Origin of the sequence: uncultured Cedecea sp. (genome assembly GCF_947498825.1) — a bacterium.
GTDB lineage: Bacteria > Pseudomonadota > Gammaproteobacteria > Enterobacterales > Enterobacteriaceae > JGM124.
In genome coordinates this window covers 165284-180404 of record NZ_CANMLV010000003.1, presented here as the reverse complement: position 1 = coordinate 180404, position 15121 = coordinate 165284, and the positions used below count along the sequence as shown (strand labels likewise).

The window sequence follows — 15121 nt, the reverse complement described above, 5'->3', positions numbered from 1 at the left end:
TACAAAACGCTGATTGCTATATCTATAGCACTTTCTATATCAGCACCTGCTGTTTCTGCAAATACTAAAAATATTCAAGAGATTGACGGCATAATTATCCCTCAGACATTTAGCCAAGTATTGCAAAATGGTATGAGTATTCCATTATTTATCCATTTTAAAGGAAGTTCAGGTACAGAAAGCGATCAACGAATCGGTAATGCCCAAATATTTTTAGAGAAGGGTAAGATTCTTATTAAAAAAATAGAACTAGAAAATAATAGCGATAATGCAACAGTCAATGAACTCACTCGCCAGAAACTAGACAGCATTTCAGATGAAGCATTTAATCAACAACTGATTATTGATGTTACTCAAGGTGCTCAGTTATCGCTGAATTTAAAGCAATTGTTGCTACAGCTTGTGGTAGACCAGCAAGCTCTGGGGACAATTCTACGTTCCCGTAGCGAAGATATTGGTGAGTCTAGCGTCAATGCCATAAGTTCCACCCTGGATTACAGCCTTGGTGTTTATAACAACCAGATGCGTACCGGGGGGAGCAACACTTCCAGCTACTTATCGCTTAACAGCGTGACCGCATTACGTGAACACCATGTTGCACTTGACGGCTCACTGTATGGTATCGGAAGCAATAACCGAGACTTTCAGCTTTATAAAGTCATGTATGAACGTGATTTTGCGGGTAAACGATTTGCCGCAGGTATGCTGGATACCTGGAATTTACAATCCCTGGGCCCAATGAATGCTATTTCAGCCGGTAAAATCTATGGCGCTTCCTGGGGAAACGAGTCCAGCTCAACCGTTTTCGATGATACTCAATCCATTACTCCGATTGTGGCCTTTCTGCCTGCTGCGGGCGAAGTTCACGTGTTACGTGATGATCGTCTGATGAGCGTGCAAAACTTTAATATGGGTAACCATGAAGTCGATACCAGTAAATTGCCTTTCGGGATCTATGACGTTGAGGTTGAAGTTATCGTCAATGGTGCAGTTGTCAGTAAACGCATGCAACGCGTGAATAAAATTTATAGTGGTCCGCGTGGTGCAGGTACACCGCTGAGATGGCAAGTATGGGGCGGAAGTTTCCATATGGAACGCTGGTCAGAAGAAAACAAAATCTTGCCGGCAAAAGACAGTATGCTTGCTGGCGTTTCCGCGGCGGGCTCATTAAAGACGTTAAGCTGGGCCGCCAGTGGTTATGGCTATGATAATCTGGGTATTGCAGAAACCCGGCTCTCTCTGCCTGTTCTGAATACACTTCAAGTCAGTATCCAAAACATGCTGGCAAGTGATAAATCAGCAAGCCTTATCAGCAGTGTGACTGCGGCGTTGCCTGGTGGGTTCAGCTCTATCTGGATAAACCAGGAACGCACAAAGATTGGCGATCGATTACGTCGTAGCACCGCCAATAACCAGGCGATTGGTGGTACGTTAAATCTCAATGCATTAACAAATAAATTAGGAACACTGACGGTAAGTTATAACGATGATCATCGTTACAAATCACGCTACTACACTGCAGACTACTCTCAGAATGTCTATTCTGGTACTTACGGTTCTGTTGCGGTGCGCGCGGGTGTACAACGTTATAATAGTCTTGGTAACAGCTCTTCTAATTTAGACAAATATATTGCTCTGGACTTCTCATTACCATTAGGCAACTGGATCAGTGCCGGTATGACTCACCAGAATGGCTATACTCTGGCAAACATTGCCGCACGTAAAAACTTTGACGAAGACAGTACCATCAGGTCGGTAGGTGCGAATATTTCCCGTGCAATCTCAGGCGACACTCGTGATGATAAAACTCTCAGTGGTGGAGCCTATGCCCAATTTAATACCCGATATTCTGCAGGTACATTAAACGTCAATACTGGTACTGATGGTTACATCAATACTAACTTAACTGCGAGTGGTTCTGCTGGCTGGCAAGGTAAACATTTTGCTGCCAGCGGACGCAGTGAGGGCAACTCAGGGATAATTATTAATACCGGGCTGGATGATAATACTTTGATCAGTGCGAAAGTTAACGGTCGCTATTATCCCGTCAAAGGAAAGTACAGTTATTTACCACTGTCACCTTATAGCCGTAACGAAATTGAGATTCAGAACAACAAAAATTCACAGGATAGCTATGACATTGTCAGCAACCGTAAAACCAACCTGACACTTTATCCTGGTAACGTTGCTGTTATTGAACCAGGAATTAAGCAAATGGTAACCGTTTCTGGAAGAATTCGTGCGGAAAATGGCACTGTATTATCTAATGCAAAAATTAATAACCATATCGGTCGTACCCAGACGGATAACAATGGTGAATTTGTCATGGATATCGACAAAAAATATCCAACGATTGACTTCAACTATGGCGCAAATAAAACTTGCGAAGTTGAATTAGAACTCAGTCAGGCGCGTGGCGCTATCTGGGTTGGAGATGTCGTATGTACCGGTTTGAAATCGTATGCCAGCAATAAAAGAGAAGGAACAGAAAATGAAAGCTAATCTTGTAAGAACAGCAGGCTGTCTGGCTCTTTTATTGTGGCAACACGCAGGCTTGGCCGCCGTGAGCAAAACACAACGTCCTGATGCAGCTTCCAGAGAGTTTGTATTTATCGAAAACAACTCCGATGATAACTATTTCGTCACCCCTGGTGGTGGATTGGATCCACGAATAACCGGTTCAAACAGATGGACTGGTCTGAAATATAACGGTTCAGGTACTATCTACCAGCAAAGTTTAGGCTATATTGATAATGGTTATAATACTGGGGCACCTTCCGGTCGAATGCTTGATATGTGGCTCGAAAACACCAGTATCACTCATCCTCTGACCGGTTTAAGATGTATCAACTGGTATTCCGGCTGCGATATGGCTACAAGTTTGCTGCCTCCCCAGACAACAGATGCCAAGGGATTTTATGGCGTAACCGTGACTCCTGGTGGTGCAAAATGGCTCCATGGCATGATGTCGGATATGTTTTATCAGGCCCTGCAACAGATGCCGGTCGGATCAAGTATGAAGTTCGAGATGAACAGCTGCTATACCACTGCTCGATATGATGCAACGAAAGGCGAACGTTGCATAGATCAAGCATCAGGAACCTGGTATGCCCGTAATCTGACGCATGTTAAAGCGGCTCATTTGCGCCTGGTGAACTCCAATGCGTTAACAGAAGTATTTATTAATACAGATGGTATACCGACGTTAGGTGAAGGTAATAGCGATTGTAGAATGCAAACCATCGGTAACCGTAATGGCATTAGCTGTAAAATGGTTAACTATACTTTGCAGAATAATGGAATATCAAATACTTCCATTCGTATTTTTCCTTCCATTACTAACGAAGCTTTAGCGTCAGCAATTAATAACCAAGATATGCAGTTCAGCCTTGACGGTAATAGCTGGCAACGCGTCAGTGGAACAACTTATTATTACACTTTTAACCAGATGAAAAGTGCAAACTCTATTTACATATTCTTCTCGAGTAATTTCTTTAGACAGATGGTTGCTCAGGGGATAAGTGATATCAATACACGGGATCTTTTTAACTTCAGATTCAGAAATACAACCTCTCCAGAATCTGGCTGGTATGAGTTCTCAACATCAAACTCACTGATAATAAAACCTCGTGATTTTGGTGTCAGTATTATTTCCGATGAATACACCACCAAACCAACCCGCACAGGCGATGTCGGAAAAAGTGAACCCTCACTCGATTTCGGTTATATCGTGACGACCAGTGGAAAAACCGCCGCTGATGAGGTTCTGGTTAAAGTGAAAGGCCCTTCCCGGGTTATCAATGGGCAGAGTTACTGTATTTTTAGTTCATCAGACAATGAAACTCAGGTCCCCTTCCCGGCACAACTGACTTTTACAACGCGAAACGGTGCGAAACAAACTTATGACACCAGTTGTGATGACCAGTGGCATGATATGACCAATGCACTCTGGAGCAGTACGCCATGGAATGATGCTTCAGGTGATATCGGGACCATGGAAAAAACTAACTTAATGTTCTCTGTTTTAATGAATAATGCGCGTTCATTACGTACAGTTAATGACAATAACTGGTACGGTGAAGTGAGTGCATCTGGCGAAATTCATGTAAAGGCAACGTGGCGTAATGTTAACTAAACTACTCACTAATGGACTATGTCTGATAGCGCTTTGTCTGCCTGTAGCAGTCCAGGCAATTTATATCGGGGATCTTACATTCTCGCTGCCATCAGACCAGGAGTTTGTCGCCAAGCGCATTGTGAATAACAATAAATCAGCCCGCCTCTATCAGGTATCAATTATCGGTATTGACAGCCCGAGTCAGCAAGAAGTCAGTACCAGACCTGCAGATGGCGAGTTACTTTTTGCCCCTCGCCAGTTAGTTCTCCAGGCCGGACAAAGTGAATATTATAAATTTTATTATCACGGCCCTAAGGATAATAAAGAACGTTACTACCGGGTAACATTCCGTGAAATCCCCACTCAGCATGGAGAAATAACGAATAATAACGGGAAAATAAGCCTTGAGCCGATTATAACGGTTGATAGCATTATGGTTGTTCGTCCACGAGAAGTGAATTTTAAGTGGCACTATGATGCCGCCAGTGGAACGGTAGCAAATACCGGTAATACGTGGTTTAAACTGCTGATTAAACCCGGTTGTCAGACGACTGAAGAGGAAGGTGATGCCTATTACGTTAAACCCGGAAAAACGGTGCGCGTTCCTGCGTTACGTGAGAAAGGGAATCACTTTATTGTTTATAACAATAAATTTATCAAGATCTCTGACTCCTGCCCGCTGCCTCAGGATAAATTTAAGGATGCAGAATAAAGCGGCATCATGATGTTGAATAACTGCGCAACATAAAAATTTATAATTTCAATTGGTTATAAAAAACCAGGTGTATAAACCATCTTCAGCACCTGGTTTTTTATCAGCAATATTTTCTGACAAGACAACTGTGGCTTACACGCTGTCAGTATTTTTTATTCTGATCGATATAGCCCATTTGTCGAGAGATAGTGGTACAGATACTTTGCAAATTCGCGATAACCATCTCTAACTTATTTTTCATCCGATAGGTTGGCCCTGCCACACTGATTGCACCGACAATTTTTCCGGTATAATTGAAAACCGGACGCGCCACACAGGTCAGCCCCTCTTCGTTCTCTTCATTATCAAATGAATAGCCATCAACACGAATTTTAGCCAGCGTGTTATAGAGTTCAATTCGGTCAACAATCGAGTTCTCAGTTATTTTTTCTAGCGGCTGGCTTAATACTCTGTCAATTTCGTCAAGTGGCTGATGTGCCAATAATGCTTTCCCAATCCCCGTACAATAAGCAGGCATACGACTCCCCAGACGTGCATTCGTCTGAATCGACATATTTCCTTCACTTTTATACAGATAGATAACATACCCGTGGTTGTACACCCCCAGGAAACAGGTTTCGTTTGTTACCCCGGAGAGATTTTTCAAGTAGGGAATAGAGACATCGACAAGATTAATGTTCAGTAACCCCTTAATGCCCAGTTCAAGCGCCTTTATGTCCAGCAAATAACGCTCGCTCATCTCTTCGTAGGTAACGTACTCACGATTCTTCAAAGCTTCAAGAATACGGAAGGTGGTGGTCTTCGGTATTTTTGTCAGTTTTGCCAGCTCAGCCAGAGAAATACCTTTTTGCGAATCACTGATCGCTTCAAGGATGGTCAGCGTTTTATCTATATTGGATGAGTTCTCTTTATCTTGCATCTCGCAAACACCTTGAAAAATGGAATATCGTACCATTATAGCATTCAAGATATTCAGCGTGATAGCGCGTTTTTCCGCTTTCTGACACCTAAAATATCCTGTCATTACAATGACAAATTTTAACATGTTGATAATAAAGGAATTATATTGAAACCGTAAAAATTATTTTGATTAACATCACAATAACAAATTATGGAACTATGGTTCGTTTTCAAATTCTATATATTGATTATGGAATGTCATTCCGATTTATAGCGTGAGTAAAAGCTCATTTTTTCAGGTTTAAGCCCGTATCCACATGTAAGGAAGTTGTATGTCTATTGTGACCATTGATTCTGGCACCACCAATACCAGAGCCCGTGTATGGCAAAATGATGTGGTTATTGCCCAAGCGTCAGAAGCGATTGGTGTCAGAGACACGGCATTGACAGGCAGTACTGAGACATTAATACGTGGTGTTAAAAATGTGCTTGATCAGGCGTTATCACAGGCAGGCATTACACTTGATAACTCAGTTTTTATCATTGCTTCCGGAATGATCACCTCTAATTTTGGCTTATGTGAAATACCGCATTTAGCCACGCCGGTTGATTCAGGTGATTTAGCGAAGGGAATGGTGCAAAAAATCATTCCTGAAATATGCCCCTTCCCTATCTGGTTTATTCCTGGCGTCAAAAACCTGGTTTCGCACATTGATATCAGTAATTGCGATGCCATGGATATGATGCGTGGAGAAGAAACAGAAGTTATCGGTGCTATGCACTACTTCAAGCTTAAGCAAGAGACCTTGATTATCCTGCCGGGTACACACAGTAAATTTATTGTCGTTAACGAAAACCAACAAGTAATGGGCTGCGCCAGTACGATGGCAGGAGAATTACTGGCTGTACTGACGAATAACACGATTTTAACGCAATCATTAGGTAATCAATTTGCCCATCAGCTTGATGAAGAATACTTACTCCGTGGGGCAGAGTCCTGTAAAAACGTCGGTCTTGCACGTAGCTGTTTCTTAGTACGCATTCTGTCGATGTTTAGCCAATCCTCAGAAAACCAGGTGGCTAATTATCTGCTTGGCGCTGTGCTCTACTCCGATATTTTGACGATTAAAAATAGCCAGGCGCTCAATATCAGCCCGAATGTCAATGTCGTGATCTGCGGTAAAAAGATCCTTCGCCAGTCATTAGCACTGCTTATTCAACATGACGATTTCTTTCAGGGCCAGGTGATTTCCCAGGATGAAGAAGAGAGTCAGCCTCTTTCCGGTATCGGGGCAATAACGATTGCCCGCCAAATGTCGCAATTAAATCAATCTATCCGTGTAGGAGGAATGTAAATGAGCTGGAGCCAGCGTCTGCCATTAATTGCCATTTTACGCGGCATCAAACCAACAGAAATACATCAGCATCTGCCTTTGTTAATTGAAGCTGGTTTTGAGGCAATCGAAATTCCACTGAATTCACCTGACTGGCAAATCAGTATTCGCGACGCGGTGCAGCATTACTCCAGTAAAGCATTAATTGGTGCAGGGACGGTGCTGGAATTAAGCCAAGTCGACACGTTAGCTGAGCTAGGCTGCCAGCTTATTGTCACGCCAAATATTAATCCTGAAGTCATCAAACGAGCGGTCAGTTACGGCATGGTGGTTTGTCCCGGATTTGCTACCGCAACCGAAGCCTTCAGTGCAATTGCGGCCGGGGCACAAAATTTAAAACTGTTTCCTTCTCACTGTTTCGGCCCTGACTACGTGCGGGGATTAAAAGCCGTTCTTCCGAAAGACGTTCCAGTATTCGCTGTCGGCGGAATTACGCCTGATAACCTGCATCAATATATCGCTGCCGGATGCATCGGTGCAGGTTTAGGTGGAGACCTCTATCGTGCCGGACAGAGCCCAGAGAAAACGCAACAACAAGCTGAAGCCTTTATCAAAGCCTATCGAGATACACAAAAATGAAAATTACCAAGATAACGACTTATCGTTTGCCGCCACGCTGGATGTTTTTAAAAATTGAAACCGATGAGGGTATTGTCGGTTGGGGCGAGCCCGTTATTGAAGGCAAAGCCAGAACCGTTGAAACCGCAGTCCATGAGTTAAGCCACTATATTATTGGCCAGGATCCTGCGCGAATTAATGATATATGGCAGACGCTCTACCGCGGCGCTTTTTACCGCGGCGGTCCGATTCTGATGAGCGCTATTTCCGGTATCGATCAGGCACTCTGGGATATTAAAGGAAAAGCATTAGGCGTACCGGTTTATCAGTTACTGGGCGGTTTAGTCCGGGATCGTATTAAAGCCTATAGTTGGGTGGGTGGAGACCGTCCGTCCGACGTCATCAGTAGCATCAATAAACTGCGTGAAATTGGCTTCGATACCTTTAAGTTAAATGGTTGCGAAGAGATGGCGCTTATTGATAACTCGAAGAAAGTGGATAGCGCCGTGGCTATCGTTGCCGAAATTCGTGAAGCCTTTGGCAACGATATTGAATTTGGTCTTGATTTCCACGGTCGCGTTTCTGCGCCAATGGCAAAAGTATTGATTAAAGAACTTGAGCCTTATCGCCCACTGTTTATTGAAGAACCGGTTCTGGCAGAGCAGGCTGAATACTATCGTGTACTGGCAGATATGACCCATATTCCAATTGCTGCCGGTGAACGTATGTATTCACGCTTTGAATTTAAACGTGTTTTTGCTGACGGTGGTTTAGCCATAGTACAACCTGACCTGTCACACGCAGGCGGTATTACCGAGTGCTATAAAATTGCCGCGATGGCCGAATCTTATGATATTGGCCTCGCACCTCACTGCCCGCTGGGGCCAATCGCCCTGGCATCTTGTCTGCATGTTGATTTTATTTCACGCAATGCTGTGCTTCAGGAGCAAAGCATGGGTATTCACTACAACAAAGGGGCTGAATTACTGGACTACGTGATTAATAAAGAAGACTTCGCCATGAGCGATGGCCACTTCTATCCAAATAACAAGCCAGGATTAGGTGTGGAGATCAATGAAGAGTTAGTGATTGAGAAAAGTAAAAATGCGCCTGACTGGCGTAACCCGGTATGGCGTGGTTCTGATGGCGCGGTGGCGGAATGGTAAGATGTACAAAAACAGAAACATAAAGTAGTTCATTGATTTAATTATTTTTTATCCGACTATGAGGAATACCCTATGCATTCTACATTTTTGAAAAATGGTAAAAAGCTGATGCTCAGCATGGCGGCCACACTAATATTGAGTACCAGTGCCCTGGCAGCACCTCTGGTAGGAAAAATTGGCCACTCAATGCCCACTGAACATCCCCAAACCCAAACGGTAGAAAAATTCGCCAGTCTGGTCAACGATTACACCGACGGTCGTGTAAAAATCCAGGTCTTCTCCGGCGGCACCTTGGGTGGTGATGAGAAAATGCTGCGAGCAACCCAAGCCGGTACTCAGGAAATGTACTATGGTTCACTGGCACCGATTTCGGGTCGCGTAAAAGAGTTACAGGCTTTCGATATTCCATTTGTGTTTAACAATATGGAAGAGGTTGATGCGGTTTTCCGCGGTCCCATGGGGGAACGTATCATCAAGCTGTTAGAGCCACTGAATCTGGAGGGACTGGTATGGGTTGAAACCGGATTCCGTAACGTATCAAACAATAAACATCCGATTCATTCTGCTGATGATTTTAAAGGCCTGAAACTGCGCGTGATGCAGAACCCTATTGCACTGGAAACCTTTAAAAGCATGGGTGCCAACGCATTACCTATGGATTTCTCAGAAGTCTTCACGGCACTGGAAACCGGTGTTATTGACGGTCAGGAAAACCCGTTGATCCATATGTATGCCAATAAAATGCAGGAAGTTCAAAAATATATCACCATTACTAATCATGTATATACGCCTAGTATCATCATGGTTTCCAAACGCTTTATGGACAAAATGACGCCTGAAGATCGCGAAGCAGTACATAAAGCTGCAAAAGAAGCCCAGCTGTTCCACCGCGAGGTTATGACCGCAGCAGACAAAAATGTAGTACAGCAGCTGACTGATGCGGGCGTTATCGTGGAAACCTTACCCCCTGCAGAAGTTGAAAAATTACGTGCTGCGGTTAAACCCGCGGTTGATAAATATGTTCCTGTTATCGGTGAGCAATTTGTCGCTGACTTCTACGGTGAAGTAGAGAAAGCCCGCGCCAACGCCGATCAGAAATCTTGAAACCAGCAATAAGGCGTTATATCCAAAGTAATTCGAGTTGCTTGTAGGCTCCCAGTTCAGCCCGTCGATGAGCACAGATAAACTCTGTGATTCGGCGGGCTGGACGCAGGCAACACCCAAGCAACTTAAAGTATGACGGGTATATTCAGCCAATATCATCCTGGTTGATTGAACCATAAAAGATATATGTACTATACCCAAAATAATTCGAGTTGCTTGTAGGCACCCAGTTCAGCTCGTCGATGAGCATAGATAAACTATGTGATTCGGCGGGCTGGACGCAGGTAACACCCAAGCAACTTGAAGTATGACGGGTATACAGGTTTTATGTAGGGAGTCTATGATGCTACGATTTCTAAAGATACTCGAACGCCTCTTTTATAAATTACTGGATAACATTCTTGTTGCCTGCATGTCGATAATGTTCGTGCTGTTATCTGCCAATATTTTATTACGCTTTGTCTTTAATGATTCAATTGATATAGCAGAAGAGCTGCCGCGTTTCTTATTTGTCTGGATTACGTTTATTGGTGCAATAATTGCACTAAAAGAAAATACTCATATTAACGTTAATATTTTAATTGTTCGGCTATCAAAGAATGGTAAAAAATTATGCTGGTTTTTAAGACAAGCGTTAGTTTTTGTCTGTGGTGGTTATATTCTTTATGGCACCTATCTACAGCATGAAATTTTATTATATAACCTGTCACCTGTCATGATGATCAGTATGGTACTGGTTTATGGTGTCAGTTACGTCTCTGGTTTCATGTTTATGCTGCATTCTCTCATCAATATAATTCGTTTCTGTAACGGTAAAGTCCGCAATAGTGAACTTGAGCAATCGATGCACGAAAATTTAGAAGAAGATGTGATTAAAAGTGCTTCCCGACAAAATCAATAATTCAGCAGATTAAGAGAATAAGCATATGACACTATTAATTTTCGTAGGGATCCTTTTAACCTGCATCATGCTCGGTATTCCGATTGCCTTCGCCTTGATGGTAAGCGGTATTTCGTTAATGTTCTGGTTAGGCTTTACCGATCCTGAAATTGTTATTCAAAATATGTGGGATGGCGCAAACAGCTTCCCACTGCTGGCCGTACCTTTCTTTATGCTCGCCGGTGAACTGATGAATCACGGTGGTATAACGCAAAAAATCATTAATATTGCGCAGGTTTGTGTCGGTCATATTAAAGGTGGTTTAGGCTACGTTGTCATTATTACCGGCGTGGTACTGGGTGCCTTGTCTGGATCCGCTGTTGCCGATACCGCAGCCTTAACCGCAATGCTACTCCCCCTGATGCGCGAAGCAGGTTATAACCCTTATCGTGCGGGTGGGTTGATTGGTTCCAGCGGTATCATCGCAACCATTCTGCCACCTTCTATTCCTATGATTCTCTACGGTGTAAGTGGTCAGGTTTCCATTACCAAGCTGTTTATGGCAGGTATTGTTCCCGGTATGCTGATGGCGCTGTCATTGATTCTGGCATGGAGATTTTTTGGTGTTAAATCAGAAAATGTCTCGACTTCACCACGTGTACCCATGAAAGATCGTTTTAAGATTATTGCCGAAGGCGTCTGGGCACTGATTTTACCGGTTATTATCATTGGCGGTTTAAGATTCGGCGTGTTTTCACCCACCGAAGCTGCCGTGGTTGCCGCAGTGTATTCCCTGCTGGTCGGGATGTTCGTCTATAAAAAGATTAAAATTAAAGATCTGTTCCAGTTAATGCTTAACTCAGCTAAAACCACCTCTATCGTGATGTTTTTGGTGTGCGCAGCGTCCCTGTCTGCCTGGCTGATTACCGCAGCGAATATTCCAAGTCAGTTAATTGATATTTTAGAACCGATAATGCACAACAAGACCTTGTTGCTGATAACCTTGATGGTATTAATCATGATTATCAGTACCGCAATGGATCTGACACCTACTGTACTGGTTCTGACACCGATTCTGATCCCTATCTTAAAAACCGCCGGTATCGATCCGGTTTACTTTGGCGTGCTGTTTATCATGTGTGTTTCTATCGGATTATTAACCCCTCCGGTAGGCGCGATATTAAACGTCGTCAGTAGTATCGGAAAGATATCAATCGAAAAACTGATTGTCGGTGTACTGCCCTTTATTCTGGCAGAAACTATCGTCTTGTTCCTGCTGGTTCTGTTCCCGGACATCGTTATGGTGCCGTTAAATTGGTTTATGTAGCTTATCCGTCATAGTTAAGGTTGCCTGAGAACTGCTCAGGCAACTGAATGACTCAGTTCAGGAAAAATAATGATGCAAGAATATACTGGCAGAGCCTGCTATATCAGCGGCACACAACAACTCAGTGTAGAGCCTCTTACCGTCCCGGTAGCAGATGACAAAGTACTGGTAAAAATGACCCGTGGTGGCATCTGTGGGTCGGATATTCACTACTATTATCACGGAGGAGTAGGCGATTTACCGCTACAACATCCGATGATCCTCGGACATGAAGTTGCTGGTCGGGTCGTTAATGCCCCCGCAAGTTCAACACTCACCCCCGGGCAAAAAATCGTGATTAACCCTTCACTGCCTTGTGAAAAATGCCGTTACTGTCTTGAAGGACATGAAAATCATTGTAGCGATATGCGCTTCTGGGGCAGTGCCATGCGCAACCCGCATATCCACGGTGGTTTTTCAGACTATCTCTCCGTCGATGTTAAGCGCTGTATTCCCTATAATCCCGAAATTGACGATAAAATCATGGTGTTTGCAGAACCCCTGGCCGTTGCCATTCATAGCGTCAATCTTGCTGGCGGGCTTATCGGTAAACATGTCCTTGTTTCCGGAGCAGGCCCGATAGGCTGCCTGATTATTGCCGTGGCGAAAGCCTGCGGGGCTGAGTCAGTAACCGCACTTGATATCAGCGATAAAAGCTGTCAGTTAGCATTAAGTATGGGCGCAGATGTTGCCATAAACTCTTCTGATGCCAGCAATGTTGCCCATTTTAAAGCAAATAAGGGCTATTTTGACGTGTCTTTTGATGCTTCAGGTGTCCCCGCAGCTATTCAGCTTATGATTCAAATAACCCGCCCCACCGGAACATTAATTCAGGTTGGAAATAGTCGCGGTTTTACCGAGATCCCATTGATGGATATTGTTGCCAAAGAACTGTCGCTCAAAGGCTCATTCCGCTTTGGCAAAGAATTTCTTTCCGCAGTCAATTGGCTGGAAAATGGACGTATCGATCCCCTTCCTTTGCTCAGTGCCGAAATGAACATTGATAATGCGGAAGCCGCCATTCTGCTGGCAGCGGATAAAACGCAGTCAGCGAAAGTGCAGCTGACATTCGACTGAGTAAAGTTAACCCGATATATCCCTCATGTTTAAAGTCACCTGAGAACTGAAAAGAAGGAAAACATATTTTCCTTCTTTTTATTATCGTATTGTATTAATCAATGCTCTACGTCAGTAGATTGTATTAGCCCTCTTTGATACAGCGTTAAACTTGTCTGTTATGCTGGCAAATGTCGGCTTGCTGGTTTGGATTTTCGCCGAGCGACTGCCATAAATTTTTCCACAATAAGAAGGGGAAAACGATGTTTCTGGAGTTACCGGCGAATTCACTTCTTGCCTTAAAGCATAAGCCCACTGTAGTTAATTAACGCCCATCAATTGAAGCAAGGATGGCTGAAGGGTGAGGAAGAAGCGTATTTTCTGAACGATTGCCAGCATTTTATCTTCTTGCTATATGATGGCCCATAGTAAGTACTCCTGCAGTAGCCAGAATAGTGCAGCCAATAAGTACAGACCTCAGCAAACTTTTTTTTCGTGGAAATACCTGTCGCTTCAGGATCAGGAGAATAAATAGTGCGATCGTTCTTGTTTTCAACCGTATTTTTTATTCCAGTCATTCCCCCTCTTATTCCTGATTGTTCATTATAATTATTTTTGATTATATCATTACCAGGTTTACCTGTATTACCAAGATTAATTTTATTCAATCCCACATATGAATTGCCATGAACCATATATCCTCCTTGGATTATCTTACTTGAACTTCTGAGAGAGTTAAATGATAAAAAAATCCGTTGTAAATCGGGGGTCGGCAGGAATACCAAACTCAGCAGCCTGCCCGAATTAAAATAATAATTTTAATATCTCAGTCTTACTTTCAACTAACCTTTCTTGTGAAAATATATAACAGCCAAAAGACGGAGAATTAAAATAATGGCGATGACAGATAGAGGTTCTGTGAGTAACATCCTTGTTACCCATTCAAAAAAATATTTGTATCATTTTTACTCAGCAATTCTTTATCGGATATGAAGAGAGTCCGTTTTATCTTCCCATCTTCGACAACATTTCCGGGCGCATAAATTTATTAATCACCAGTATAAAGAAGATCGACGGCACCAGCAGAATCAGTGCCGTAATCGATGATATCTGGTAATTACCGGACATGCTGGCATTATACAGCAGCAGCGGTAAGGTGGTTATCTCCGGTGCACCAACAAAAAAGGTGCCGGTAAATTCATCCAGCGATTCAAGGAAGACAAAAATACCTGCGGCAATAATACCCGGTGAAGCCTGGGGCAGAATAATATGCCAGAAGGTAAATACCGGTCCCGCCCCCAGGTTCCGCGAAGCCCTTGCAGAGAGTGGATCTACTGAGGAAAATGCCGCGACACAGATCCAGACCGCATACATCAAGCCATGAACGCTGTGCACCAGTATGACACCAGCAATAGTTCCATTTAATCCCCACTGATAAAAAATACGCGCAATATTCATATACACCGTCAGGTTCGGAAATGCCTGCGGGATAAGAAATAACAGCATAAAAAATACCCTGAACGGCATACCTCGCCGGGATAACGCATAACCTGCCGGAATAGCAATCAGCAGACAGACTATTACAGAAAGTATGGCAATAAAAATACTGGTGAATAGCGAACCGGAAACATCGCTATAAGGGCTGAATACTTGATACCAGTATTTCATCCCCCACTGATTCGGCAGGGTATGAGGAAAATACCAACTTTCCGCAACAGTCCAAATCAGTAGATTGAGCAAAGGACCAACCATCACAAAGGTAATAAAAACAACCAAAATGCTTTGCAGCAGCAAATTGCCAGATAATCTTTGGCGTCCTTTTACCAGTAATCTTGCCGGTAATGTCATTGCTAATGTTTTCATTA

At 43.4% G+C, this 15121-nt stretch carries 12 protein-coding genes and 1 pseudogene; 10 read left to right on the top strand and 3 right to left on the bottom strand.

Translation table 11 applies throughout. The features are described 5' to 3' along the window. Window positions 1–69: 69 nt before the first annotated feature. The 3 genes and pseudogenes from Q1A40_RS05860 to Q1A40_RS05850 all read left to right on the top strand — a co-directional run. A pseudogene (locus tag Q1A40_RS05860) lies at window positions 70–2502 on the top strand (CS1-pili formation C-terminal domain-containing protein); the annotation flags it as partial. Beyond that, window positions 2492–4135, top strand: coding sequence for a hypothetical protein (locus Q1A40_RS05855; RefSeq protein ID WP_299998512.1), 1644 nt, complete (start codon window positions 2492–2494; stop codon window positions 4133–4135). The pseudogene Q1A40_RS05860 and the gene Q1A40_RS05855, both read left to right, overlap by 11 nt. Continuing rightward, complete coding sequence (locus Q1A40_RS05850; RefSeq protein WP_299998511.1) at window positions 4125–4829, top strand: fimbria/pilus periplasmic chaperone; 705 nt, start codon at window positions 4125–4127, stop codon at window positions 4827–4829. Before Q1A40_RS05855 ends, Q1A40_RS05850 begins: the two co-directional genes overlap by 11 nt. Window positions 4830–4974: 145 nt before the next feature. Here the strand turns inward: Q1A40_RS05850 and Q1A40_RS05845 are convergent, their stop codons facing one another. Beyond that, the gene (locus Q1A40_RS05845) at window positions 4975–5751 is read right to left on the bottom strand and encodes an IclR family transcriptional regulator (protein WP_299998510.1); all 777 of its coding nucleotides are present in this window, start codon (window positions 5749–5751) and stop codon (window positions 4975–4977) included. A 313-nt stretch (window positions 5752–6064) separates the two neighbouring features. Between Q1A40_RS05845 and Q1A40_RS05840 the strand changes: the two genes are divergently transcribed. The 7 genes from Q1A40_RS05840 to Q1A40_RS05810 all read left to right on the top strand — a co-directional run bounded on the left by Q1A40_RS05840 (window position 6065) and on the right by Q1A40_RS05810 (window position 13277). Beyond that, on the top strand, window positions 6065–7087 hold the full coding sequence (locus tag Q1A40_RS05840; RefSeq protein WP_299998509.1) for a 2-dehydro-3-deoxygalactonokinase: 1023 nt from the start codon (window positions 6065–6067) through the stop codon (window positions 7085–7087). Beyond that, entirely contained in the window at window positions 7088–7705 is a 618-nt protein-coding gene (locus Q1A40_RS05835; protein WP_299998508.1) for a 2-dehydro-3-deoxy-6-phosphogalactonate aldolase, read from the top strand. It begins immediately after the preceding gene. Beyond that, window positions 7702–8850: a galactonate dehydratase gene (dgoD, locus tag Q1A40_RS05830; RefSeq protein WP_299998507.1), complete on the top strand. Its 1149-nt coding sequence runs from the start codon at window positions 7702–7704 to the stop codon at window positions 8848–8850. The genes Q1A40_RS05835 and dgoD overlap by 4 nt, the downstream gene beginning before the upstream one ends. A 72-nt stretch (window positions 8851–8922) precedes the next feature. After that, entirely contained in the window at window positions 8923–9954 is a 1032-nt protein-coding gene (locus tag Q1A40_RS05825) for a TRAP transporter substrate-binding protein (RefSeq protein ID WP_299998506.1), read from the top strand. A 340-nt stretch (window positions 9955–10294) separates the two neighbouring features. Continuing rightward, complete coding sequence (locus Q1A40_RS05820) at window positions 10295–10855, top strand: TRAP transporter small permease (RefSeq protein ID WP_299998505.1); 561 nt, start codon at window positions 10295–10297, stop codon at window positions 10853–10855. A gap of 25 nt (window positions 10856–10880) precedes the next feature. Beyond that, on the top strand, window positions 10881–12161 hold the full coding sequence (locus Q1A40_RS05815) for a TRAP transporter large permease (protein ID WP_299998504.1): 1281 nt from the start codon (window positions 10881–10883) through the stop codon (window positions 12159–12161). 72 nt (window positions 12162–12233) lie between these two features. After that, window positions 12234–13277, top strand: coding sequence for an alcohol dehydrogenase catalytic domain-containing protein (locus Q1A40_RS05810; protein ID WP_299998592.1), 1044 nt, complete (start codon window positions 12234–12236; stop codon window positions 13275–13277). Between the two features lie 314 nt (window positions 13278–13591). Here Q1A40_RS05810 and Q1A40_RS05805 read toward each other — a convergent pair whose 3' ends face one another. Beyond that, a complete protein-coding gene (locus Q1A40_RS05805) occupies window positions 13592–13951 on the bottom strand; it encodes a hypothetical protein (RefSeq protein WP_299998503.1) in 360 nt (119 codons plus the stop codon). A gap of 310 nt (window positions 13952–14261) precedes the next feature. After that, window positions 14262–15119 (bottom strand): ABC transporter permease, encoded by an 858-nt coding sequence (locus Q1A40_RS05800; RefSeq protein WP_299998502.1) that lies wholly within the window; start codon window positions 15117–15119, stop codon window positions 14262–14264. Between the last annotated feature and the right edge of the window lie 2 nt (window positions 15120–15121).

What these genes read in the sequence shown, in the direction of transcription:
- Q1A40_RS05855 (WP_299998512.1), top strand. Translation starts at nt 2,492, where the DNA reads ATGAAAGCTAATCTTGTAAGAACAGCAGGCTGTCTGGCTCTTTTATTG.
- Q1A40_RS05850 (WP_299998511.1), top strand. Translation starts at nt 4,125, where the DNA reads ATGTTAACTAAACTACTCACTAATGGACTATGTCTGATAGCGCTTTGT.
- Q1A40_RS05845 (WP_299998510.1), bottom strand. Translation starts at nt 5,751, where the DNA reads ATGCAAGATAAAGAGAACTCATCCAATATAGATAAAACGCTGACCATC.
- Q1A40_RS05840 (WP_299998509.1), top strand. Translation starts at nt 6,065, where the DNA reads ATGTCTATTGTGACCATTGATTCTGGCACCACCAATACCAGAGCCCGT.
- Q1A40_RS05835 (WP_299998508.1), top strand. Translation starts at nt 7,088, where the DNA reads ATGAGCTGGAGCCAGCGTCTGCCATTAATTGCCATTTTACGCGGCATC.
- dgoD (WP_299998507.1), top strand. Translation starts at nt 7,702, where the DNA reads ATGAAAATTACCAAGATAACGACTTATCGTTTGCCGCCACGCTGGATG.
- Q1A40_RS05825 (WP_299998506.1), top strand. Translation starts at nt 8,923, where the DNA reads ATGCATTCTACATTTTTGAAAAATGGTAAAAAGCTGATGCTCAGCATG.
- Q1A40_RS05820 (WP_299998505.1), top strand. Translation starts at nt 10,295, where the DNA reads ATGATGCTACGATTTCTAAAGATACTCGAACGCCTCTTTTATAAATTA.
- Q1A40_RS05815 (WP_299998504.1), top strand. Translation starts at nt 10,881, where the DNA reads ATGACACTATTAATTTTCGTAGGGATCCTTTTAACCTGCATCATGCTC.
- Q1A40_RS05810 (WP_299998592.1), top strand. Translation starts at nt 12,234, where the DNA reads ATGCAAGAATATACTGGCAGAGCCTGCTATATCAGCGGCACACAACAA.
- Q1A40_RS05805 (WP_299998503.1), bottom strand. Translation starts at nt 13,951, where the DNA reads ATGGTTCATGGCAATTCATATGTGGGATTGAATAAAATTAATCTTGGT.
- Q1A40_RS05800 (WP_299998502.1), bottom strand. Translation starts at nt 15,119, where the DNA reads ATGAAAACATTAGCAATGACATTACCGGCAAGATTACTGGTAAAAGGA.